The 22,348-nt window shown below is 73.5% G+C and carries 19 protein-coding genes, 2 tRNA genes and 1 pseudogene; 9 read left to right on the top strand and 13 right to left on the bottom strand.

Translation table 11 applies throughout. From position 1 onward, the window contains the following. Positions 1-852, top strand: a pseudogene (locus tag FB00_RS22345) (hypothetical protein); the annotation flags it as partial. An 84-nt stretch (positions 853-936) separates the two neighbouring features. On the opposite strand, the gene FB00_RS11365 reads toward FB00_RS22345, so the two are convergent. From FB00_RS11365 to FB00_RS11355, 3 genes are all read right to left on the bottom strand, one after another. After that, positions 937-1,437, bottom strand: a complete 501-nt coding sequence (locus FB00_RS11365) for a DUF3145 domain-containing protein (RefSeq protein WP_047233028.1) — start codon at positions 1,435-1,437, stop codon at positions 937-939. 171 nt (positions 1,438-1,608) lie between these two features. Then, a complete protein-coding gene (def, locus tag FB00_RS11360) occupies positions 1,609-2,094 on the bottom strand; it encodes a peptide deformylase (protein ID WP_047233027.1) in 486 nt (161 codons plus the stop codon). Between the two features lie 68 nt (positions 2,095-2,162). Next, positions 2,163-2,969, bottom strand: coding sequence for a DUF1206 domain-containing protein (locus tag FB00_RS11355; RefSeq protein ID WP_231581809.1), 807 nt, complete (start codon positions 2,967-2,969; stop codon positions 2,163-2,165). 140 nt (positions 2,970-3,109) lie between these two features. On the opposite strand from FB00_RS11355, the gene FB00_RS11350 reads away from it, so the two are divergent. After that, positions 3,110-4,219 (top strand): acyltransferase family protein, encoded by a 1,110-nt coding sequence (locus FB00_RS11350; protein WP_047233025.1) that lies wholly within the window; start codon positions 3,110-3,112, stop codon positions 4,217-4,219. On the opposite strand, the gene FB00_RS11345 is transcribed toward FB00_RS11350, so the two are convergent. Continuing rightward, positions 4,192-4,551: a DUF488 domain-containing protein gene (locus tag FB00_RS11345; RefSeq protein WP_047233024.1), complete on the bottom strand. Its 360-nt coding sequence runs from the start codon at positions 4,549-4,551 to the stop codon at positions 4,192-4,194. The genes FB00_RS11350 and FB00_RS11345 overlap by 28 nt on opposite strands. 76 nt (positions 4,552-4,627) lie before the next feature. Then, a tRNA-Ile gene (locus tag FB00_RS11340) sits at positions 4,628-4,704 on the bottom strand. Between the two features lie 58 nt (positions 4,705-4,762). Here FB00_RS11340 and FB00_RS11335 point away from each other — a divergent pair. From FB00_RS11335 to FB00_RS11325, 3 genes are all read left to right on the top strand, one after another. Beyond that, positions 4,763-5,278 (top strand): hypothetical protein, encoded by a 516-nt coding sequence (locus FB00_RS11335; protein ID WP_047233023.1) that lies wholly within the window; start codon positions 4,763-4,765, stop codon positions 5,276-5,278. Between the two features lie 55 nt (positions 5,279-5,333). Next, positions 5,334-5,406 (top strand) — tRNA-Asn (locus tag FB00_RS11330). Between the two features lie 129 nt (positions 5,407-5,535). Further along, positions 5,536-6,999, top strand: a complete 1,464-nt coding sequence (locus FB00_RS11325) for an MDR family MFS transporter (RefSeq protein WP_047233022.1) — start codon at positions 5,536-5,538, stop codon at positions 6,997-6,999. 13 nt (positions 7,000-7,012) lie between these two features. Here the strand turns inward: FB00_RS11325 and dnaG are convergent, their stop codons facing one another. Both dnaG and FB00_RS11315 read right to left on the bottom strand, forming a co-directional pair. Then, positions 7,013-8,959, bottom strand: coding sequence for a DNA primase (dnaG, locus tag FB00_RS11320; RefSeq protein WP_047233021.1), 1,947 nt, complete (start codon positions 8,957-8,959; stop codon positions 7,013-7,015). Positions 8,960-9,015: 56 nt separating this feature from the next. Next, complete coding sequence (locus tag FB00_RS11315) at positions 9,016-9,861, bottom strand: AraC family transcriptional regulator (RefSeq protein WP_052877605.1); 846 nt, start codon at positions 9,859-9,861, stop codon at positions 9,016-9,018. 167 nt (positions 9,862-10,028) lie between these two features. On the opposite strand from FB00_RS11315, the gene FB00_RS11310 reads away from it, so the two are divergent. Further along, positions 10,029-10,481, top strand: a complete 453-nt coding sequence (locus FB00_RS11310) for a VOC family protein (RefSeq protein WP_047233019.1) — start codon at positions 10,029-10,031, stop codon at positions 10,479-10,481. Positions 10,482-10,522: 41 nt separating this feature from the next. Here FB00_RS11310 and FB00_RS11305 read toward each other — a convergent pair whose 3' ends face one another. Both FB00_RS11305 and FB00_RS11300 read right to left on the bottom strand, forming a co-directional pair. Next, positions 10,523-11,815, bottom strand: a complete 1,293-nt coding sequence (locus tag FB00_RS11305) for a deoxyguanosinetriphosphate triphosphohydrolase (RefSeq protein ID WP_047233045.1) — start codon at positions 11,813-11,815, stop codon at positions 10,523-10,525. 62 nt (positions 11,816-11,877) lie between these two features. After that, on the bottom strand, positions 11,878-12,639 hold the full coding sequence (locus FB00_RS11300) for a metallophosphoesterase family protein (protein ID WP_047233018.1): 762 nt from the start codon (positions 12,637-12,639) through the stop codon (positions 11,878-11,880). A 123-nt stretch (positions 12,640-12,762) separates the two neighbouring features. Here FB00_RS11300 and FB00_RS11295 point away from each other — a divergent pair, with 123 nt between their 5' ends. Beyond that, complete coding sequence (locus FB00_RS11295; RefSeq protein ID WP_047233044.1) at positions 12,763-13,194, top strand: hypothetical protein; 432 nt, start codon at positions 12,763-12,765, stop codon at positions 13,192-13,194. 4 nt (positions 13,195-13,198) lie between these two features. On the opposite strand, the gene FB00_RS11290 is transcribed toward FB00_RS11295, so the two are convergent. The 4 genes from FB00_RS11290 to FB00_RS11275 all read right to left on the bottom strand — a co-directional run bounded on the left by FB00_RS11290 (position 13,199) and on the right by FB00_RS11275 (position 18,977). Further along, positions 13,199-15,028 (bottom strand): glycoside hydrolase family 13 protein, encoded by a 1,830-nt coding sequence (locus FB00_RS11290; RefSeq protein WP_047233017.1) that lies wholly within the window; start codon positions 15,026-15,028, stop codon positions 13,199-13,201. 4 nt (positions 15,029-15,032) lie between these two features. Next, positions 15,033-15,950 carry a sugar ABC transporter permease gene (locus FB00_RS11285; RefSeq protein ID WP_047233016.1) on the bottom strand — a complete coding sequence of 306 codons (918 nt, stop codon included), beginning with the start codon at positions 15,948-15,950 and terminating at the stop codon, positions 15,033-15,035. 1 nt (position 15,951) lies between these two features. Then, positions 15,952-17,595, bottom strand: a complete 1,644-nt coding sequence (locus FB00_RS11280) for an ABC transporter permease subunit (RefSeq protein WP_082141233.1) — start codon at positions 17,593-17,595, stop codon at positions 15,952-15,954. A 149-nt stretch (positions 17,596-17,744) separates the two neighbouring features. After that, the gene (locus FB00_RS11275) at positions 17,745-18,977 is read right to left on the bottom strand and encodes a sugar ABC transporter substrate-binding protein (RefSeq protein WP_047233015.1); all 1,233 of its coding nucleotides are present in this window, start codon (positions 18,975-18,977) and stop codon (positions 17,745-17,747) included. Between the two features lie 264 nt (positions 18,978-19,241). Here FB00_RS11275 and FB00_RS11270 point away from each other — a divergent pair, with 264 nt between their 5' ends. Continuing rightward, positions 19,242-20,279, top strand: a complete 1,038-nt coding sequence (locus FB00_RS11270) for a LacI family DNA-binding transcriptional regulator (RefSeq protein ID WP_231581808.1) — start codon at positions 19,242-19,244, stop codon at positions 20,277-20,279. Between the two features lie 189 nt (positions 20,280-20,468). After that, entirely contained in the window at positions 20,469-22,304 is a 1,836-nt protein-coding gene (locus FB00_RS11265) for a glycoside hydrolase family 13 protein (RefSeq protein WP_052877609.1), read from the top strand. Positions 22,305-22,348: the final 44 nt, after the last annotated feature.

Below are 22,348 nucleotides of genomic sequence, written 5' to 3'. Positions count from 1 at the left end.
ACACGACCCCCGGCGGCTACGACCGTCGTCGGCATCGACGACACGACCTCGACCGAGGCGGAGACCCCGCTCGGCGTCGGCGGCGTCGGGGTGTCCGAGCCGACCGTCACGGTCGACCCGACCACGGCGAACCCCGGCGACGAGGTCACCGTGACCGGCGAGGGGTGGCCGCCGAGCACCACGGTCACGGTCGAGCTCGTGGACGAGGACGGCGACGTCGTCGCGACGGTCGACGTGGAGACCGACGACGAGGGGAGCTTCACCACTCCGATCACGGTGCCCGACGACGCGACGCCGGGCGACTACACCGTGCACGCGTCCGACGACGCCGGGAACGAGGCGGAGGCGCCGCTCACGGTCGTCGACACGGGCGACCGTGCCCTGGTCTCGTCGTTCGTCACGCCGCGCGTGCTGCGCGGTGCCGAGCAGACGTTCGTCGCGTCGGGCTTCGAGCCGGGCGAGTCGGTCCAGGCGGTCATCAACTCGGAGCCGCTGATCCTGCCGGTGGCGACCGCCGACGCGAGCGGAGAGGTCAGCTGGACGTTCGTCGTCCCGGCGGACTTCGAGGTCGGCCCGCACACGGGCACGGCGACGAGCGTCGACGTCGGCGACTCCACGGTCGCGTCGTTCGAGGTCTACCTCACCGCCTCGGGCGACGACGACGGCACGGGCGGTTCCGGTTCGGGCTCCGGCTCCGGCACCTCGGGAAGCAGCACCGGCGGCAGCGGTTCGGACTACCTCGCCCGGACCGGCACGGACGACCTGGGCCTGTTCCTGGTCGCCGCGCTCCTGCTGGTCGCGGTGGGCGCCGGCGTCCGGCTCCGCGCGCACCACGCCCGCCGAGCAGGCTAGGCGCACTATGACAGAGGGCGCCTGCCGGGAGATCCCGGCAGGCGCCCTCTGTTCGTTCGTGCCGTGCGCGGCGGACGCGCGCGGTCAGCCGACCCGGTGGAGCCAGCGCACCGGGGCGCCGGCCCCGGCGTAGCGGAACGGCTCGAGCTCGTCGTCCCACGCCTTGCCGAGCGCGAGGTGCAGGGCGTCGCGCATGGCCCACGGCTCGCTCACCTGCTCCAGGGCGGCGCGGATGCGGTCCTCGGGCACGACGATGTTGCCGTGCACGTCGGTCTGGGCGTAGAAGATGCCGAGGTCGGGCGTGTGGGACCAGCGCCCGCCGTCGACGCCGTGGCTGGGCTCCTCGGTGACCTCGTAGCGCAGGTGGGACCAGCCGCGCAGCGCGGAAGCGAGCTTGGCGCCCGTCCCCTGCGGACCCTGCCACGAGTACTCGGCCCGGTAGAGGCCGCGCGCGGCGGGCTGCTCGGTCCAGTCGAGCGACACGCGCACGCCGAGGACGTTGCCCGCGGCCCACTCCATGTGCGGGCACAGAGCACGCGGTGCTGAGTGCACGTAAAGAACACCGCGGGTGATGGCACCGGCCATGTCTGCCTCCCTAGGTCGAGGTTGCGTCTTCCCCAACGTCCTCACCGAGGGTGGTGTCACAGCACGTCACACGTACGTCGCGGCGTGTCTCGTGCCCATCTTGCACGACATCGCGCGTTCGCGCGAGAGATTCGCCGGGCGTGCCCGGCCGCGGTCAGGCGACGCGCGTCGTCACAGGTGGGCGCGCAGCTCCCGCATCGCCTTCTTGCGCACGGAGCGGTCGAGGCGGTCCAGGTAGAGCATGCCGTCCAGGTGGTCGCACTCGTGCTGGAGGCAGCGGGCCATGAGCTCGGTGCCCTCCACGACGACCTCGTTGCCGTCGAGGTCCGTCCCCACGACGCGCGCGTACCAGGCGCGTCGCGTCGGGTACCAGAGGTTGGGGACGGAGAGGCAGCCCTCGTCGCCGTCCTGGTAGTCGTCGGAGAGCTCGACGATGCGCGGGTTGAGCACGTACCCGATCTCGTCGTCGATGTTCCAGGAGAACGCCCGGAGGTTCACGCCGATCTGGTTGGCGGCGAGGCCCGCGCGGCCCTCGTGGTCGACGGTCTCGACGAGGTCCGCGACGAGCGAGCGCACGCGGTCGTCGATGGTGGTGATCTCGTCGCAGGGGGTGCGGAGCACGGGGTCCGGGATGGTCCGGATCTCTCTCATCGCCATGGGCGCCATTCTTCCATGCGCGCGCGGACGGGCGGCCGGCCTCACGGCCGACCCGCCTGTCCGCCGCGTCACATGCGGGCGTACCGGGCGCGGGCGAAGGAGTAGAGCCCGTACGCGGCGAAGCCGAGCCCGACCGCGACGAGCAGCACCGCGCCGAACGGCTGGTCCGCGAGGGTCGCGAACGCGGAGTCGAGCCCGCCCGCCTGCTCGGGGTCGTGCTGCACGGCGGCCACGACGAAGAGCGCGCCGAGCACGCCGAGCGCGACACCCTTGGCGATGTAGCCGACCCGGCCGAGCGTCACGACGGCGCGACCGACGTTCCCGCCCGTGCCGCCCTCGAGGTCCTCGAGGAACTTCTTCCGCCAGCCCTTGACCACGTGGTATACACCGCCGGCGACGATCCCGACGCCGACCGCGCCCACCAGGAGCACGCCGCCCGGCTTCTGCATGAGCGTCGCCGTCATGCTCTCCTCCTGGCCGGAGCCGCCCGCCGACCCGTTGACGACCTGCACGGCGAGCACCCCGAGCGCGAGGTAGAGGACCGCCTTGCCGGCGGCCTTGAGCCGGTCGGACGTCTCGGCGGCGCCGCTCACCGCCACGGTGAGCTGCCACAGCGCGAGCGCGGCGAACGCCACGACGGAGAACCAGAGCAGGACGGTCCCGCCCGGCGTCTGCGCGATGGCGGTGAGAGCGCCGGTCTGGTCGGCCTGCTCGCTCGACGCCGAGCCCGTCGCCACCTGGACCGCGAGGACGCCCACCACGAGGTGGAGCACACCGCTGACCGCGTACCCGGCACGTGCCAGGAGCTCGAGCATCCTGCTGCCCCGTGCGCCTCGCGCTGCCGCCTTGCCCGTCGAGCTGATACTCGGTGCCACTGGACCTCCTCGGTCGTCGGGACGCCGCCCCCAGCGTCGCCGGGTTCTCCGGCCCGGACACGGTGCCAGCACTGCGCCGCGCACGCACGTCGAAACGCACTCCCAGGTTCTTCAGATCACGGTTTGGTAACGTGCGCCGAATGCCCTCGACGACTCCACGCCTCGCCGTGCTCGACGGACTCCGGTTCGCGGCCGCTGCGGCGGTGCTCGTGTACCACTTCGTCGCCGTCAACCACCACGCGTGGGGCGAGCGGACGAGCGACTCCCTGCCGGGTGCACAGGGCGTCGCCGCCTACGGGTCCTTCGGCGTCCAGCTCTTCTTCGTCGTGTCCGGGTTCGTCATCCTCATGACCGCGTGGAGTCGCGACGTGCGCGGCTTCATCGCCTCGCGCGCCGGCCGGCTGTTCCCCGCCTACTGGGCGGCGGTCATCCTCACCCTGCTGCTGCTCGTCCTGGTCATCCCGGGGCGCCGCGACGTCGACCTCCCCCAGGCCGCGGCCAACCTCACCATGGTCCAGCGGGCGTTCGGGATCCCGGATCTGGAGGCCGTCTACTGGACGCTCTGGTCCGAGCTGCGGTTCTACGTCCTCGTCGGCGTGCTCGTGGCCGTCGGGCTCACCCGCGCGCGGGTGCTCGCGTTCGTCGTGCTGTGGCCGGTCGCGGGGGCGATCGCCACGCAGACGGGCTCCGATCTCGTCGCGACCGTCCTCGTCGCGCCCGACGCCCCGCTCTTCGCCGGCGGGATGGTGCTCTACCTCCTCACGCGGGAGCGCCGCTCGCCGGTCCTGTGGTTGGCGCTCGCGCTCGACGTGGTGCTCGCGGCAGCCGTCTCGGGCAGGATCCAGGCGGCCCGCATCGAGAACAGCACCGACGTCGTCGTGTCCCCGACCGTGTGGTGGGTCGCGATCGTCCTGTGCTTCGCCGTCGTCGCGGCCGCGACGCTCACCCCGCTCGCCCGGGTCTCCTGGGGCTGGCTCACCGCGCTCGGCGCCCTGACGTACCCGCTCTACCTCGTGCACTCGTCGTGGGGGCGGTGGGTGATCGAGTCGGTGCACCCGTACCTGTCCCGGGCGGCGACGCTGACCGTAGCCGTCGCCGTGTGCCTGGTGCTCGCCTGGGCGATCCACCGCGCCGTCGAGCGCCCGCTCGGCCCGCGGCTGCGCCGCGCCCTCGATCGCGACCTCCGACGCGACGCCGGTCCCCCGGGCCGCGCCCCGGCGCGTCAGGACGGACCGGTCGCGGCCAGGTAGTCCCGCAGCACGACCGCCTGGTTGTGCTCCTCGTCCTTCGCCCCGTACACGAGCGTCACGACGGGATGCTGCCCGACGACGCCCCGCAGCTCTCCCACGGCCGCGCCGTTCGCGTCGAGCTCGGCCCGGTACCGCGCGGCGAACTCGTCGAACAGCCGCTCCTCGTGGTGGAACCAGCGCCGCAGCTCCGTCGACGGCGCGACGTCCTTGAGCCACAGGTCCACGCGCGCCTTCTCCTTGGTCTCGCCGCGCGGCCACAGCCGGTCGACGAGCACGCGGAACCCGTCGCCCTCGTCAACGGGCTCGTACACCCGCTTGATCCGTACCGTCATGCGGCCATGACACCGCGCGGTGCCGCCCACCGCATCCGCAGGGGGACGTGGACGTGGGCGTGGACGAGCAGCCCGGTGGTGCCCCGTGCAGGACTTGAACCCGCGACCGAGAGATTATGAGTCTCCTGCTCTGACCAGCTGAGCTAACGGGGCGCGCGGGCGAGCATACCGCCCGTCCGGCGGGCCGACCCGGAGCGGCTACGGTGGGGACGTGTCCTGGTTCCGCCGTCCCAGCCTGCCCGACCCCGTCCGCCGCGCGCTCGACGTCCCGGCGGACGACCGCGTGCTCGCCTCGGCCGAGCTGACCGACGGCTCGTGGGCGGTCGCGACGCGCACCGAGCTCCTCACGAGCGACCCGACGGGCACGACCGTCGCACGCCGTCCGTGGTCGGACGTCGACCGGGCGGGGTACGCACCGGAGACCGCCACGATCACCGTCTCGTGGGTCGACGGCGGCGCTCCCCTGGCCCTCCGCCTCGCCGACGCGCGCCGCACGTCGCTCGCCCAGACGCTGCGCGAGCGCGTGCAGTCCTCGGTGGTCCTGTCGGAGACCGTGACGTTCGCCGCAGGGCTCACCGCCCGGGTCGCGGTGCGGCGCGACGGCGACGGCGAGCTCTTCTCGCAGGTCGTCGCGGACCCCGGCGTCGACCTGACGGACCCGGAGGTGACGGCCCGCGTGGACGCCGCCGAGGGCAGGGTCCGGTCGGCGTCCGGACTACCCCTCTGAGCCTGCTAGAGTTTTCCCCGGTCGCTGCGGTGCACACCGCGACGGCCATGATCGATCCCGCGTAGCTCAGCTGGCAGAGCATCCGACTGTTAATCGGACGGTCGTAGGTTCAAGTCCTACCGCGGGAGCCCACGGGTTCGGCCCCGGATCGCCCAGCGGTCCGGGGCCGAGCTGTTTCTCCGGCCAGGCCGACCGATCCGACCCACGCAGTCACGCGCCCGGGAATACTCGACCGTTGCCCGGGGCTTGCGTCTGTCGTGACCACGACGTCCCCCACCGGGATCGGCCTGCGCTCCGAGCGCGGCCCCGTCCTCCTCGCCCTCATGCTGTCCACGGCCCTCGTCGCGCTGGACGCGACGATCATCGCGACGGCGTCGGCGACGATCGCGCGCGAGCTGGGCGGGTTCGCGCAGCTCCCCTGGCTGTTCTCGAGCTACCTGCTCGCCCAGGCGGTCGGGACGCCGGTCTTCGGCAGGCTGTCCGACGTCCTCGGCCGCAAGCGCCTCATGCTGGCGGGCGTCGCCCTCTTCTTCCTCGGGTCCGTGCTGTGCGGGTTCGCGTGGTCGATGCCCGCGCTCGTCGCCGGGCGCGTGCTCCAGGGCCTCGGGGCCGGCGCGGTCATGCCCGTCTCCCAGACGATCGCCGCCGACATCTACACGCTCGAGGAGCGCGCGAAGGCGCAGGGCTACCTCGCGTCCGTGTGGGCGATCTCGTCCGTCGTCGGACCGACGCTCGGCGGCGTGTTCTCGGAGTTCGTGAGCTGGCGCTGGATCTTCTTCGTCAACGTGCCGCTCTGCGCGCTGGCCGCGTGGATGCTGCACCGCCGGTACCACGAGTCGCCGCGCGAGGGAGCGCGCGAGCCCATCGACTACGTCGGCGCCGCGCTCCTCACCGCCGGCAGCACGCTGCTGCTGCTCGGGCTGCTCGAGGGCGGGTCCACGTGGGCGTGGACCTCCCCCGCGTCGCTCGCGGTCCTCGGCGCCGCGGTCCTCCTGCTCGGCGTCTTCGCGGTGCACGCACGACGCACGCGCTACCCCGTGGTCGACCTCGCGATCCTGCGCCGGCGCGTCGTCGGGGTGTCGACGGCGGTCTCGCTCCTCGTCGGCGTGATCGTCCTCGCGCTGTCCACGTACGTGCCGATCTACGCCCAGGGCGTCCTCGGCGTCGGTCCGCTCGTGGCGGGCTTCGCGCTCGCGGCGATGACGGTCGGCTGGCCGATCTCCGCCTCGAACGCCGGGCGCCTCTACCTGCGGATCGGCTTCCGCTGGACCGCCGTCATCGGTTCGACGCTCGTCCTCGCCGGCACGTCGCTCACGCTCCTGCTCGGCGCGTCGTCGTCGGTCTTCGCGGTCGCCGCGACGACGTTCGTCGTGGGAGTCGGGATGGGGCTGACCGCGGTCCCGACGCTCATCGCCGCCCAGTCGTCCGCCGCGTTCACGGAGCGCGGCGCCGTGACGGGCACCAACATGTTCGCGCGGTCGCTCGGCTCGGCCGTCGGCGTCGCGGTCTGCGGCGCGATCATCAACGCCCGCACGACGCTCGGCCCCGACGGCACGCCCGAGGGCCCGGGCCTCATGGCCGCGATCCACGTCGTGTTCGTCCTGCTCGCCGCGAGTGCAGCGGTCCTCGTCGTCCTCGCGGCCCTCATGCCGCCGGACCGTCAGGCCGCGCGCGACCGGCGGGCGGCGACGGCCGCCGCGACCGCGGACGCGACGGCCTGACCTCCCGGACGGCTCAGGCGATCTCGCCCTCGCGCAGCGTGCGGCGCTCCGCCTCGACGGCGAGGAGCGCGGCGAACGCCTCCTGGTACGCGGCGAGGTCGGCCGCAGGGTCGAGGCGCTGGAGGCGGCTCTTCGCGTCGGCGACGCGGCGGGTGAGCCCGAGGTCGACGAGGCCGCGCACGACGCCGGCGACGTAGCCGCCCACGACGTTCTCCCGGTCCTCCGGCAGGGGCGCGACGGCGAGCTCGGTCACGAGGCCGCGCACGGGCTCGGCGGCCTGCTCGACGACGGCCTCGACCCAGTGCCCGGCGCCGAGCGTCGCGCCCTCGCGCACCCCGCCCGCGGCGCGGATCGCGGCGTGGACGGCGCGCCACGCGGGGACGGCGAACGCGTCCTCGCCGAGGTCGTCGAAGACGGGCGGCACGTGCTGCGGGTACTGGAGGACCGCGACGAGCGCGAGGCGCTCGCGGCGCGCCACGGGGTCGCGCGGGTCGGGCGCCGGCAGCGCGGGGACCTCCGGCTCGGGTGCGACGGCCTCCGCACCCGGGCGGGCGTCGTCGGGCCGCGCGGTGCGGACCGGACCGGGCGCGCTGCCCCGCTTGGCGGCGGCCGCCACCTCGCGGCGGACGCGCTCGGCGTCCATGCCGATCCAGCCGGCGAGCATGCGGGCGTACTCGGGGCGCAGCGCGGCGTCGCGGATCCCCGCGACGACGGGGGCCGCGGAGCGCAGCGCGCCGACGCGGCCCTCGGCGGTGTCGAGGTCGAAGGTCGCGAGCGTCGTCCTGATGACGAACTCGAAGAGGGGCTGGCGCCCGTCGACGAGGGCGCGCACGGCGTCGGGGCCGCGCGCCATGCGCAGCTCGCACGGGTCCATGCCGCTCGGCTCGACGGCCACGAACGTCTGGGCGTAGAAGCGCTGGTCCTCGCCGAACGCGCGGACGGCGGCCTTCTGACCCGCCGCGTCGCCGTCGAACGTGAACACGACCTCGCCCCCGACGGACGCGCCCGACGCGAGCTGCATGCCTCCCCCCGCCGTCGTGTCGCCGAGGAGACGGCGCACGATGCGCGCGTGGTCGGAGCCGAACGCCGTGCCGCACGTCGCGACGGCGGTCGTCACGCCGGACAGGTGCGCGGCCATGACGTCGGTGTACCCCTCGACGACGACGACGCGCTTCTGCTTGGCGATCTCGCGCTTGGCGAGGTCGATGCCGTAGAGGACGTGCGACTTCTTGTAGAGCGAGGTCTCGGGCGTGTTGAGGTACTTGGGTCCCTGGTCCTCGTCGTAGAGGCGGCGCGCGCCGAACCCGACGATCTCGCCCGTGACGTCGCGGATGGGCCACACGAGACGCCCGCGGAACCGGTCGTAGATGCCGCGCTGGCCCTGGCTCATGAGGCCGGAGGCGACGAGCTCGGGCTGCGTGAAGCCGCGACCCTGGAGGTGGCGCTGGAGGTTGTCCCAGCCGGTGGGCGCGTACCCGACGCCGAAGTGCTCGGCGTCCGCGCGGTCGAAGCTGCGCTCGGCCAGGAACGCGCGGGCGGCCTGCGCGCCGGGGGCGAAGAGCTGCTCGGAGAAGTACTGCGCGGCCACGCGGTGCGCCTCGAGCAGCCGCTGGCGCCGGCCCGGCTCCTCACGCGGGCGCTGCGGCCCGCCGGAGTCCTCGTAGCGGAGCTGGATCCCCACGCGGTCGGCGAGGTACTCGACGGCCTCGACGAAGGTCAGGCCGTCGATCTTCTGGACGAACGAGATGACGTCGCCGCCCTCGCCGCACCCGAAGCAGTGCCAGCGACCCACCCCGGGGCGCACGTGGAACGACGGCGACCGCTCGTCGTGGAAGGGGCACAGGCCCTTGAGCGAACCGACGCCCGCGGTCTTGAGGGTGACGTGCGCGGAGACGATCTCGTCGATCCGTGCGCGGTCGCGGACGGCTTCCACGTCCTCGCGTCGAATCAGGCCTGCCACGGAGCGAGTCTATGCGCCCGAGCGGTGCCCCGGGCGTGGCTGGACGGCGTCGTCGGTCACCCCTGGCCCGGCCCCGACGCCGCCGGCACGAGCGCGGCGCGCGACGCCGCGCAGCGTCGCGCGTAGGCGCCGGGCGTGGACCCGGTCGCGCGGGCGAAGTCGGTGCCGAGGTGCGCCTGGTCGTAGTACCCGACGGCGTTCGCGAGCGCCGCGAGGTCCTGGTCGGGGTCGGCCGCGAGCAGGTCGGCGGCGAGGTGCACGCGGTGCCGCTGGAGGGCCCACTTGGGGCTGACGCCGACGTACGCGGCGAAGAGGCGCTGGAGCGAGCGCGACGACGTCCCGACGAGCGCCGCGAGGTCGCCGACGCCCGCACCCGGCCCGAGCTCGCCGCCCACGAGTGCCGCGAACGCGCGCGCGACGCGGTCGAGGTCGCGCTCGGTACGGACGGTCCGGGCGCGCTCGGCACGGGAGCGCAGGAGCGGCTCGACAGCGCGCGCCGCGTCCTCGTCCCGGCCCGCGCGGGCGAGGCCGAGCGCGGTGGCCCCGGTGCGCTCCGCCGTCGGGCCGAGGAACGCGGCCGCGGGGACCTGCACCCCCGGGCGCACGGCGTCCGGGTGCCCGAGCAGCACCCGGAACACGCCGGGCCGCAGCTTGGTGCCGACCACGGCGCCCGAGCCGGTCAGGGTGCGCGCGAACAGGCCGGGCGGGATGCCGTGCGCGACGTAGCCCGACTCCTCGGCGACGACGTTCGCGACGGGGTGCGGCACGAGGACCTGCGTGAACGACTCCCCCGGCGGCAGGTCCCACCGCACGACCCAGTGCCGCTCCACGAGGTCGGCGAGGTCCGGCGCCGGCTCGACGCGCACGAGCTCGAACCCGTGCCGCGCGGCGGTGGGATCCACCAGGCCCCGCACGGACGTCGTCGGCCGCCGACGGGCCCGTGCGCCCCCGTCGGCCGGATGACCCGGTTCGAACACCTGTCGCATTCCTCCAAGACTGGCACGACCCGCCGACACGAGCATGGTGGGACGGCCCGCACCTCGCGGGCGACCACGACGAGGAGGACACCATGGAGATGTCGGCACTGCACCCCAACGTCACGGTGAGCGGCGCGCGCGAGGCGATCGCGTTCTACGAGGCGGCGCTCGGCGCCGAGGTGGTCGACACCATCACGGCGGGCGACGCCGTCATCCACTCCGACCTGCGTCTCGCCTCACCGTCCGGCACGAGCACGTTCACCGTCGCGGAGGCGTTCCCGCCGGACTCGGTCGCGCCGGAGCCGGGCGCGCCCACGCACGCGTCGTTCACCGTCCCCGTCGAGGACACGGACGTCGCGTACGCGCGGGCGCTCGCCGCCGGCGCGACGAGCCTCGCGGAACCCGCCGACTGGTTCGAGGGGTTCCGCCAGGCCGCCGTCCGCGACCCCTTCGGGCACCGCTGGTACTTCGCGACCGTCGCGGACTCGGTGACGGCCGAGGACGTCCAGCGCGCGAGCGACGCCTGGGTCTCCGAGCGCGGCTGACCCGGGCGCCCAGCCCGACGGCGGTGCCGCTCGCCGGTCGCTCAGGCCGGCGGGCGCACGAGGCGCGCGTGGAACTGCATGGCCGAGACGTCGGTCAGCGAGGCGACCTGGTCGACGACGACGCGCAGCCGGGCGGCGTCGTCGGGCGCGGCCTCCCAGTCCGCCGCGAACGAGGGCTCGAGCGCGACGGGCGCGCGGTCGGAGAAGACGTGCACGAGATCGGCGATGACCTCGCGCTGGCGCTGGTAGAGCGGCTCCTGCTCGCGCGGCGCCATCACGTAGGCGACCGCGACACCCTTGAGCACGAGGATCTCCGCCACCGTCTCGTCCGGCACGACGAGCCGCGCGGCGTACCGGGTGAGCGGCCCGTCCCCGTAGAGGGCGCGCGTCGCGTCCTGCGCCGCTCCGGTGAACCGGCCGATGAGCTGGCTCGTCGCGTCCTTGAGCGCAGCGAGCGCGCGGCGCGACCCGTCGAAACCGGTGACCAGGTGCCCGGTGCCCTGCAGACGCGTGATCGCGGCGTCGAGCGCCGCCTCGTCGTACGCCGTGCCGTACCAGGAGTGGACCGCGCGCACGACGCGCGCGCGCTCGTCGGGGTCGTCGAGCACGGCGAGCTCGATGCGCCCGCCGACCACCGCGTCCTCGACGTCGTGCACCGAGTACGACACGTCGTCCGCGAGGTCCATGACCTGCGCCTCGAGGCACTTCACCTGGCTCGGCGCGCCCGCGCGCAGCCAGTCGAACACCGGGCGGTCGTCCTCGTAGACGCCGAACTTGTGCGTCGGGCGGCCGTCCGCGCGCAGCGGCGCCTCGCCCGCGCCCCACGGGTACTTGACGCTCGCGTCGAGGCTCGCGCGCGTGAGGTTGAGCCCGTACGACCGCCCGTCCTCGTCGACGACCTTGGGGTCGAGCCGCGTGAGGAGGCGCAGCGTCTGCGCGTTGCCCTCGAACCCGCCGACGTCGACCGCGAGGTCCGCGAGCGCCCGCTCGCCGTTGTGCCCGAACGGCGGGTGCCCGAGGTCGTGCGCGAGGCACGCGGTGTCGACGATGTCCGGGTCGCACCCGAGCGCCTTGCCGATCTCGCGGCCCACCTGCGCGACCTCGAGCGTGTGCGTCAGGCGGGTCCGGACGAAGTCGTCGCTGCCCGGCCCGAGCACCTGCGTCTTGGCGCCGAGGCGGCGCAGCGCCGAGGAGTGGACGATGCGCGCGCGGTCGCGCTCGAACGGCGTGCGCGCGCGGGACTTCGCGGACTCGACGAACCACCGCTCGGTGTCGGCGTCCGAGTACGACGCCGTGCCCTCCTCGCCGCGCGCCGGGCGCGGGCCGGTCCCCACCACCGCGGGGTCGAACGCCTCCTGCTCGAACGTCTGCACGGGCCCCAGCGTAACGACGCCGGTCAGGACGCGGCGGCAGCCGGGTCCGCGAGGCCGCGGTAGACGCCGGTGCGCAGCTCGCCCGCCCACGCGTCGGCCTCGGGCATGCCGACGTCGTAGGCGACGGCGATCTCCGCCTCGACGTCGTACGGCACGCGCACGTGCTGGATCGCGAGGGGCGCCGGGTCGGGCGAGCCGGGCACGCCCTCGAGGATCGCGTAGACCGGGGTCGGCTCGTCGAGCGGGTTGCCGACGCTGCCGGTGTTGAACAGCGTGCGGCCGCGGTGCGTCTCGACGTAGGCGTCGTGGATGTCGCCGTACCCCACGACGGTGGGCACGGGGCCAGGACCGGTCAGGTCGGTCGCGGCAAACATGTCGGAGAACTCCTCGGGCGTGTGCTGGTGGTGCACCTTGGTGTGCACGGACGCGGCCGAGGCGTGGAAGAGGCGCACGCGCCGACCGCTCAGGAGCAGGTCGTGGCTGAGCGGGAGCGTGCCGAACCAGTCCCGCTGGTCCGCGCGCAGCTCGTCGCGCCACCACACCTGCTCGGGCAGGCCGTCGTCGGGCGTCCGGGGCAGGAAGTCCTCCCAGTTGCCGCGCACGCTCACCGCGCACACCTCCCGGCACCGGTCGACCACCGCCCGCCCGCGCGGGCCCTTGCCGACCATGTCGCCGAGGTTGACGAACGTCGTCACGCCGCGGGACCGCGCGTCGGCGAGGACCGCGTCGAGCGCGGACACGTTGCCGTGGACGTCCGACAGGATCGCGAGGCGCTCGACGGTCACGCCGCGATCCTGCCACGGCGGCGCCGCCCCGAGAAGGAGCTCCGGCCCTCGGTCCGAGCCGCTCGGGGGCGAGAGCTCCCGTCTCGGCAGCGCGCCGGCCTGCTGGGGCGTAGCCTCGCGCACATGGGTGCAGCGCACGCGCTCGAGCTGCGGGCCGTCACCGTCGACGGCCTGGTCGAGGTCGTCCCGTACGTCGACGGCCGCTCGCTCGTCGACCTCGTCGGACGGCACGAGTCGGCGCGCGGCTACTCCCCCGCGGGTGCGTACGGGGGGCTCGTCCCCGCGTTCTTCCGCTACGGCGACGCCGCGCACCAGTGGTATGGCCGCGGGCGGACGCCGTCGGGCGGGCACGCGTGGGTCCTCGCGTGCGACTGCCACGAGGCCGGGTGCTGGCCGTTCGAGGTGACGGTCGACGCCGACGCGACGACCGTCGTCTGGCGCGACCTCACCCAGCCGTTCCGGCCCGAGTGGGACTACTCCGCGCTCGGCGCGTTCGCCTTCGACCGCGCGCAGTACGACGACGCCGTGCGCCAGGTCGCGCACCTCTTCCGCTGAGCGCTCAGCCCAGGCGCCACACCCCGACGGCCGGGCCGTCGCCCGCGAGCCGCGCGCCGCCGTCGTGCCGGGAGAGATCGAGCGAGCCGTGCAGCCTCTCCACCCCGCCCGGCCCCACGAGCGCGGGGTGCAGCGTGACGCCGTCCCACGGCCCGCGGGCGAGCGCGACGAGCACGCGCTCGTCGGGCGTCTCGCGCAGGTAGACGAGGGCGTCGTCGTCGACGTGCACCCAGCGCAGGCCGCCGTGGCGCAGCGCGTCCGAGCCGCGCCGTACCGCGACGAGCGCCCGGTAGAGGTCGAACGTCGCGGCGTCCCAGCGTGCGCCGTCGTCCCACGGCATGGTCGCGCGCGCGTGCTCGCCGTTGAGGCCCGTGAGCCCCACCTCGTCGCCCGCGAAGATCACCGGCGTGCCGGGGTAGGTGAGCAGGAGCGTCGCCGCGACCTCGACCATCTCCCGCGAGCCGACGATCGAGCGCAGGCGCGGGGTGTCGTGCGAGCCGAGCATGTTCCACTGTGACGCCGTGACGCGCCACGGCAGCACGGCGTCGAACTCGCGCATGGTCGCGACGACGTCATGGCCCCCGCGCCGCGGCGTGCGCACCGGCAGCCCCAGGTAGGGCACGGGCGAGTCCGGCGGCGACAGCCACGTCCACGCCGGGCGCGTGAACGCCGAGTAGTTCATGTTCGCGTGCCAGCCGTCGCCCGCGAGGTCGCCGGACGCGTCGTGGAAGTGCTCCGCGACGAGCGCCGCCTCGGGGTTCGCGGCCCGCATGGTCGCGCGCAGTCGCCGCGCCACCTCGAGCGTGCGGTCCTCGGCGCCGAACCGGCCGGTCATGTTGGCGACGTCGATCCGCCAGCCGTCGAGGCCGAACGGCTCGCGCAGGTAGCGCCCGACGACGGACCCGGGCCCGTCGATCATGCGCGCCCCGAGCTCGGCCGAGCCGTACGACAGCTTGGGCAGCGACGCGTGCTCGAGCCAGCCCACGTACCCGGGCTCGCCGTCGGTCCAGTAGTAGAAGTCGCGCTCCGGCGCACCGGGGTCCGCGAGCGCCCGCGCGAACCACTCGTGCCCGGCGCCCGTGTGGTTGGTCGTGAGGTCGCCCATGACGCGCAGCCCGCGCGCGTGCGCGGCGCGGATCAGCGAGGCGTAGGCGGCGTCGCCGCCGAGCAGCGGGTCGACGTGGTCGAAGGTGCTCGCGTCGTAGCGGTGGTTGGACCGGCCCGGGAAGACGGGCGTCGTGTAGAGGGTCGTGACGCCGAGCGCGACGAGGTGGTCGAGCCGCTCCTCGACCCCGGCGAGGTCGCCTCCGTAGTACTGGGTGCCGACGTCGGGCCCGGCGCCGTGCGGCTCGTCGCCCCAGGCAGCCGGGACGGCCCACGGCGGGAGCGGCCGTCCGTCCGCCCCGGCCGAGCGGGCGAACCGGTCCGGGAAGACCTGGTACACGACGCCGTCGCGCATCCACGCGGGTGCTCCCTCGTGGACCGTGAGACGGAAGTCCGCGGCGTCGGGCACGTCGCGGTCCCACGTCCCGCGGCCGTTGAGCCAGCGGTACCCGCGCTCCCCCTCGTCGAGGAAGAACCGGTAGCCGGTCACCGGGTTGTGCACGAGCACCTCGGCGACGTACCAGTCCTCGTGCTCGTCCGAGCGGTCGAGCCGCGCGGGCGCGAGCCGAGGCTCGCCGTCGCGCACGGTGCGCAGCCACACGTCGCGCACGCCCGCCGACCGGGGCACGCGCACGCGGACGGGGACCGTGTCCCCGAGGGCGGGGACGCCCTCGGGGACGTACAGCGCCGAGCCGTCGTGGTGCGGGACGGGGGTCGCGACGTCGCGCACGCGGTCAGCCCTTCACGGAACCGGCGGTGAGCCCGCCGACGATGTACTTCTGGAGGTAGAGGAACAGCGCGAGCACAGGCAGCGCGGAGATCACGGCGCCGGCCGTGAACAGGCCCCAGTTCGCCTCCTTGAGCGACGACACCCACCCGTAGAGCCCGACGGCGAGCGTCCAGTTGCGCTCCGACGTCAGAACGATGCGCGCGATGATGAACTCGCCGAACGTGCTGATGAACGAGAGCAGCGCGACGACCGCGAGGATCGGCGCCACCAGGCGCAGGATGATCGTCCAGTAGATCTGCGAGTGCGTGGCACCGTCGATCTTGGCGGCCTCGTCGAGCTCGCGCGGGACCGTGTTGAAGAACCCGTACATGAGGAACGTGTTCACGCCGAGCGCGCCGCCCAGGTACACGGCGATGAGGGCGATCTTGCTGTTCAGGCCGAGGATCGGGACGACGTTCCCGAGCCCGATGAGCAGCAGGAAGATCGCCACGAACGCGAGCATCTGCGGGAACATCTGGACGATGAGCAGCGACGTCAGTCCCGCACGGCGTCCGGCGAACCGGAACCGCGAGAACGCGTAGGCGGCAGCCGCTCCCATGAGCACCGTGCCGACGGACGTCGCGATCGCGATGACGAGGGTGTTGCCCATCCACGTCCAGAACATGGTGGTGCCGAGCTCGGCGTAGTTCGCGCCGCTCACGTCGGAGAACAACGTGTTGGAGCCGGTGAGGGTCCCGTTCTCCGAGAGCGACGCGGAGAGGACGTACACGAGCGGGAACGCCGCGTAGACGACGGCGATCACGCCGACGACGTGCCGCCAGCCGAGCTCGGAGAACCAGCGGCCCGGCTTCATGCGGGTCCGCGAGGCCGAGGACGGGACGGGCCGACCGTCGACGACGGGGGGTGCCTGGGTGGTCGCCATGTCAGCTGATCTCCTCGAACTTGCGCGTGCTGCGGAAGGCGATGGCCGAGATCGTCCCCACGATGACGAAGATGACGATCGACAGGGCGCTCGCGAGCCCGAAGTCCTTCTGCGCCGAGCCGTCGACGCCGGAGATCGAGTACACCATCGAGATGAGGATGTCGGTGTGCCCCAGCGGGACCGACGCGTCCGCGAAGCGTGGACCGCCTCCTGTGAGCATGTAGATGAGCGTGAAGTTGTTGAAGTTGAAGGCGAACGACGAGATGAGCAGCGGCGCGGTCGCGATGAGCAGGAGCGGCAGCGTGATCGCGCGCCACGTGGTCCAGCGGCCCGCGCCGTCGATCTTCGCGGCCTCCATGACGTCGGACGGCAGGGACTGCAGCGCGCCCGTGCAGATCAGGAACATGTAGGGGAAGCCCAGCCACAGGTTCACGCCGAGCACCGAGAGTTTCGCGAGCCACGGGTCCGTGAGCCACGGGATGTGCGCGCCGCCGAGGATCACCTCGTTGACGAACCCGAACCGCGTGTTGAGCAGGCCGGACCACAGCAGCGCGGCGAGGAACCCCGGGATCGCGTACGGCAGGATCATGAGCGTCCGGTAGACCTTGCGCCCGCGCATCCGCGTGTCGTTGAAGACGATCGCGAGGAAGAGGCCGAGCAGGAACGTCGTGACGACCGAGCCGATCGCGAAGACGAACGTCCACACGAGGATCTTGACGAACGGCTGCGCGTAGCGGGCGTCGGAGAACGCGGTGACGAAGTTGTCGAAGCCGACGGGCACGCGCCACCCGACCGCGAGGGTCGAGCCGTCGGGAGCCTCGAACTGGCCCTCGTCGTTCGGGGTGTAGACGGTCCCGGTCGTCGTGTCGGTCATGGTGTCCGCCGCGGCGTCCCACTCGAGCGCCGAGGTGTAGACGTAGCCGGTCCGCGCGTCCGTGGTGCGGATCGAGCCGTCCTCCGGGTCGTCCGAGACCGGCACGCGGAGCTCGGTCACCTCGGCCTGGCGCTGGAGCACCTGGTCGCGGGGCAGCACGGTGAAGCCGGGGACGTCGGTCGCGCGACCGTCCTCGACCGTCGCGCCGTCCACGACGTCGAGCGGCCGGTCCGCCGTCCCGGCCTCGACCTCGCCGTCCTCGGTGACGACCGCGAAGCCGAGCGCGTCGCCGTCCTCGACCACGGTCAGCGCCGACGAGGGCGAGCCCTCGACGCGGCGCTCGTTCTGGATCAGCAGCGCGGAGACCGCCTGCTCCTTGGTCGCGTTGTGCCCGGTGCCGTAGTTGGTGAAGGCGACGTACCCGGTGTAGCCGACCACGAAGATCTGGTAGACGAGGAGGAAGAGCAGCCCGGGAAGGATGTACTTGAGCGGCAGCGCGCGCTTCGAGAAGTACACCCAGTTCGCGACGACCAGCATCGCCAGGGACGCCGCGAGGATCCCGTACGAGCCCTCGGTCCACGCGGACCAGACCACGTACACGCCGAGCGCGTCGACGACGGCCATGAGCGCGAGCTTGACGAAGAACCCGGGGCTGTAGTCGCGCGCGTGCGAGGCGTCCGCCGCGCGCAGCCCACGGGTGCGCCGCGGCGGCGGCCCGTCGGTTCCGAGTGGGCCGACTTCCGCGTCGGTCGTGGTCTGTGGGGCGGACATCCTGGTGCCTCCGAGGTCGTGACGCGGTTCGTCCCGCGTCGTCCCGTGTGTCGTCGTGCCGTGTCGCGGCCGGTGCCGGACCGGCGGTGACGCCGTCGCGGCGCGCAGGTGACCCTGCGCACCGCGACGGCGGTCCGGTCCGAGCCGGGTCAGGAGTCCATCGCGCCCTGGATGTCGGCGATCATCTTGTCCCAGGTGGGGACGGGGTCAGCACCGCTGACGATCGCGGCCTCCGTGACGCCCCAGAAGCTCCAGACGGACGCCATCTCGGGGATCGAGGGCATCGGCACGGCCTCGGCACCGACGGCCCGGAAGCCCGCGACGATCGGGTCGCCTGCCGAGGCGGAGTCGGCCGCGACCGTCAGCGCCGGCGGACGGTTGCCTGCCTGGTAGAGCGCGAGCTGCGCCTCCTCGGTCGAGAGGAAGTTGACGAGGAAGTCGTTCGCGACGATCGCGTTCTTGCTCTCGGCGCTGAGGTAGAAGCCCTGGACGCCGACGAACGGCTGCGCGGGCTGCCCGCCCGCGGTCGGGATCGGGTCGATCGACAGGTCCATGCCCTCGAACGAGTCGATCATCCACGGGCCGCCGACGATGAACGGGGACTGGCCGTTCTTGAACGCCTCGACGGCGATGTCGTACGTGGTGTCCTGGCTGAGCACGCCGGCCGCGCCCTGGGCGCCGAGCCACTCCGCGAATGCCTGGCCCTCGGGGCCGCCCATCGCGAGCTCCGACGTGTAGCTGCCGTCCTCGTTCTGCGTGAAGACGGGGGCGCCGAACGACGTCTGGAACGGGTAGTGGGTGTACGGGTCGCCCTTGTCACCGTCCGACTGGACCAGGATCGGGAACTGCGTCCCCGCGGCCTGGCCGGCGGCGACGGCCTCGTCCCACGTGGCGGGCGCCTCCGGCGCGAGGGCGGTGTTGCGGATCAGGGCGATGTTCTCGATCGCGTAGGGCAGGCCGTAGACCTGGCCGTCCTGCGTGAACGCCTGGATCGAGACGTCCTCGAACTCGGCGGCCTTGTCGCCGAGCTCGAGCGGCGCCACGACGCCGTTCGTCGTGAGCTCGCCGAGCCAGTCGTGCGCGCCGACCGTGATGTCGGGGCCCTCGCCCGTCGGGACCTGCGCGAGGAAGTCAGCGCGGATGTCCTCGAAGTTCTTGAGGACGACCTCGACGGTCGTCCCCGTCTCGGTCTCGAAGGACTCCGCTGCCGCGGTCACGGCGTCCTGGCGGGTCTCGTCGACCCAGACGGTGAGCGTGCCGCCACCGGAGGTGTCCTCGGCGCTCGGCTCGTCGGTGCTCTCGTCTCCCGAGCCGCCGGACGAGCAGGCGGCCAGCGCCAACGTCGTGGTCAGCGCGGCGGCAAGAAGGATGCTCCGTCGCATCAGTGGTCACTCCCAGCATGTTGCAGTGCGGTGGTGGCCGACGTCGGTTCGCACCGACCGTGGGCCCTGATGCGACGACGGTAGAGCGCGAGGTGGCACGGATGCAAGTCGTTGCGGTAACTTTCATGCAACGCTTTGCAGGGCGCCGACCGGCGCCCGCCCCGCCTCCCCCGGCCGACGGGTCCGCGCCTCCGTACGGAGATTCGCGGCTCGCCGGTCGGACGACCAGGACGAGGAGGTCCGGTGTCCCCTACGCTTCCCCATGTGCGCACCCGTCTCAGCGATCTCGCCGCCCAGGCCGGCGTCTCCACCGCGACGGTCTCGCGCGTCCTCAACGGGAAGCCCGGCGTCGCGAGCGAGACCCGCCAGGCGGTCCTCGCCGCGCTCGACGTGCTGGGCTACGAACGCCCCTCGACGCTGCGCACCCGCTCGGCCGGCCTCGTCGGCCTCGTCGTCCCCGAGCTGACGAACCCCGTCTTCCCGGCGTTCGCCCAGACGATCGAGTCGCTCCTGTCGGAGCACGGGTACACGCCGCTGCTGTGCACGCAGTCGCCCGGCGGCACGACCGAGGACGACTACGTCGACATGCTCATGGACCACGCGGTCGACGGCATCGTCTTCGTCTCCGGCCTGCACGCCGACACCCAGGCGAGCCACGAGCGCTACGAGCGCCTGCGCAGCCGCGGCATCCCGATCGTGCTGGTGAACGGCTTCGCCGAGGGCATCGACGCGCCGTTCGTCTCGCCCGACGACGTCGCGAGCGTCGAGCTGTCGGTGCGCCACCTCGTCTCGCTCGGCCACCGCAGCATCGGGCTCGCGATCGGGCCGGACCGGTTCGTCCCCGCCCAGCGCAAGCTCGCGAGCTTCGCCGAGTCGCTCGTGCGGCACGGGCTCGTCGCCGACGAGTCCGAGGCGGCGCAGCACGTCGTCGTCACCCTGTACACCGTCGAGGGCGGCCAGGCGGCGGGCGGCGAGCTCATCGACGCGGGCCACACCGCGATCGTCTGCGGCTCCGACCTCATGGCGCTCGGCGCGATCCGCGCCGCGCGTTCACGTGGGCTGCGCGTGCCGCAGGACGTGTCGGTGCTCGGCTACGACGACTCGCCCCTCATCGCGTTCACCGACCCGCCCCTGACCACGGTGCGCCAGCCCGTGAACGCCATGGCGCACGCCGCGGTGAGCGCGCTGCTCACCGAGATCGCCGGCGAGCGCGCTCCGCGCTCCGAGCTGCTGTTCCAGCCGGAGCTCATCGTCCGCGACTCCACGGGCGCCGCCCCGGCGACGGGTGCGCCCACCGCCTGACGGCAGCACGCCGCGGCAGCACGACGCACGCCACGACGTCGACGGCCACCCCCGGCCCCCGGGCCGGGCCCGTCGCCCCGTCACCGCAAGCGCTTACACTCGACGGAGGGTCGGCGTCACCCCCGCTCCGCCTGCCGAGTGATCCCCCTGAAGAACCCCGACACCACGCACGTGAGGACCGACAGCTCGATGACTCGTATCGATTCGACGCCGACCGCCAGCACCACCGCGACGGCCACCGCGCCCGCGCCCTTCAGCACCGGGGCGCTCGTGCACACCGGCCCGGGCGAGGCGCCGGAGTGGTGGCGCGACGCCGTGATCTACCAGGTCTACCCGCGCTCGTTCGCGGACGGCGACGGCGACGGCGTCGGCGACCTGCCCGGCATCACCTCGAAGCTCGACCACCTCGCCGAGCTCGGGGTCGACGCGGTCTGGCTGAGCCCGTTCTACCGCTCGCCCCAGAAGGACGCGGGCTACGACGTCGCGGACTACCGCGACGTCGACCCGCTGTTCGGAACGCTCGCAGACTTCGACGAGCTGCTCGCCCAGGCGCACGCGCGCGGGATCCGCATCATCGTGGACCTCGTCCCGAACCACACCTCGGACCAGCACGCGTGGTTCCAGGCGGCGCTGGCCGCGCCCGAGGGCTCGGTCGAGCGCGCGCGCTACGTCTTCCGCGAGGGCGAGGGCGAGCACGGCGAGCTGCCCCCGAACAACTGGCAGTCGATCTTCGGCGGCCCCGCGTGGACCCGCGTCACCGCCGGTCCGGACGCACGCCCGGTCACCGGGGCGGAGGGCGAGACGCCTGGCCAGTGGTACCTGCACCTGTTCGACTCCACGCAGCCCGACCTCGCGTGGGACAACCCCGAGGTGCGCGAGGAGTTCGAGCAGGTCCTGCGCTTCTGGCTCGACAAGGGCGTGGACGGGTTCCGCGTCGACGTGGCGCACGGCATGATCAAGGCCGACGGCCTGCCCGACTGGGACGGCACGGTGTCGATGGTGGAGGGCACCGCCGAGGAGGAGACCGACCCCGGCGCTCCCGAGGACGGTTCGACGGGCGCGGGCAACTCCGGCCCGATGTTCGACCAGGACGGCGTGCACGAGATCTACCGCGCGTGGCACCGCGTCCTCGCCGAGTACGACGGCGACCGCGCGCTCGTCGCCGAGGCGTGGGTCGAGCCGCTCTCCCGGCTCGCGCGCTACGTCCGCCCGGACGAGATGCACCAGGCGTTCAACTTCTCCTTCCTCACCACCGCGTGGTCCGCGGCGCCCCTGCGCACGGTGATCGCGGCGTCGCTGCGCGCGAACGACGAGGTCGGCGCCCCCACGACGTGGGTCCTGTCGAACCACGACGTCGTGCGGCACGCGTCGCGACTCGGCCTCGCGGACCCCGGGCTGCGTCCTAACGGGATCTTCGCGCACGACCCGCAGCCCGACGAGGAGCTCGGCCTGCGCCGGGCACGCGCCGCGTCGCTCCTCATGCTCGGCCTGCCCGGCTCGTCGTACCTCTACCAGGGCGAGGAGCTGGGCCTGCCCGAGCACACCGCGCTGCCCGACGACGTGCGCGAGGACCCCGCGTTCTTCCGCACCCAGGGCGCCGAGGCGGGCCGCGACGGCTGCCGCATCCCGCTCCCCTGGCACGCGGACGCCGACGGGTACGGCTTCGGCCCGTCCGGGAAGACGTGGCTCCCCCAGCCCGCGTCCTACGCGCGCTACGCGGCCGACGTGCAGCGCGGCGTCGAGGGGTCGACGTACGAGACGTACCGCACCGCGCTCGCGACGCGCCGCGCCGAGCGCCTCGGCTCGGGCACGCTCGCGTGGGTCGAGGACTACGCGGACTCCGTGGACGTCCTAGCGCTGCGCAACCGCGACGTCGTGGTCCTCGCGAACCTCGGCGCCGAGCCTGTCGTCCTGCCGCACGGCGTGGAGGTCCTCGTGGCGTCGGGCCCCGTCCTCACCGACCGGTCCGCGGACCCGCAGGTCCGCGTGCCGTCCGACACGACGGTGTGGCTGCGCGCACTCTGACCGGGTGACCCGAGCAACGGCCGGGGTCCGCGAGGGCCCCGGCC

This window comes from Cellulosimicrobium funkei (assembly GCF_001019615.1).
In the GTDB taxonomy this organism is placed as follows: domain Bacteria; phylum Actinomycetota; class Actinomycetes; order Actinomycetales; family Cellulomonadaceae; genus Cellulosimicrobium; species Cellulosimicrobium cellulans_E.
Note: the sequence above shows the minus strand (reverse complement) of the source record. Positions and strands in the feature narration are given on the sequence as shown.

Coding starts and splice junctions, on each gene's coding strand:
- FB00_RS11350 (WP_047233025.1), top strand. CDS start 3,110: ATGCCCTCGACGACTCCACGCCTCGCCGTGCTCGACGGACTCCGGTTC.
- def (WP_047233027.1), bottom strand. CDS start 2,094: ATGGCGATGAGAGAGATCCGGACCATCCCGGACCCCGTGCTCCGCACC.
- FB00_RS11310 (WP_047233019.1), top strand. CDS start 10,029: ATGGAGATGTCGGCACTGCACCCCAACGTCACGGTGAGCGGCGCGCGC.
- FB00_RS11265 (WP_052877609.1), top strand. CDS start 20,469: ATGACTCGTATCGATTCGACGCCGACCGCCAGCACCACCGCGACGGCC.
- FB00_RS11295 (WP_047233044.1), top strand. CDS start 12,763: ATGGGTGCAGCGCACGCGCTCGAGCTGCGGGCCGTCACCGTCGACGGC.
- FB00_RS11275 (WP_047233015.1), bottom strand. CDS start 18,977: ATGCGACGGAGCATCCTTCTTGCCGCCGCGCTGACCACGACGTTGGCG.
- FB00_RS11280 (WP_082141233.1), bottom strand. CDS start 17,595: ATGTCCGCCCCACAGACCACGACCGACGCGGAAGTCGGCCCACTCGGA.
- FB00_RS11365 (WP_047233028.1), bottom strand. CDS start 1,437: ATGGCCGGTGCCATCACCCGCGGTGTTCTTTACGTGCACTCAGCACCG.
- FB00_RS11285 (WP_047233016.1), bottom strand. CDS start 15,950: ATGGCGACCACCCAGGCACCCCCCGTCGTCGACGGTCGGCCCGTCCCG.
- FB00_RS11345 (WP_047233024.1), bottom strand. CDS start 4,551: ATGACGGTACGGATCAAGCGGGTGTACGAGCCCGTTGACGAGGGCGAC.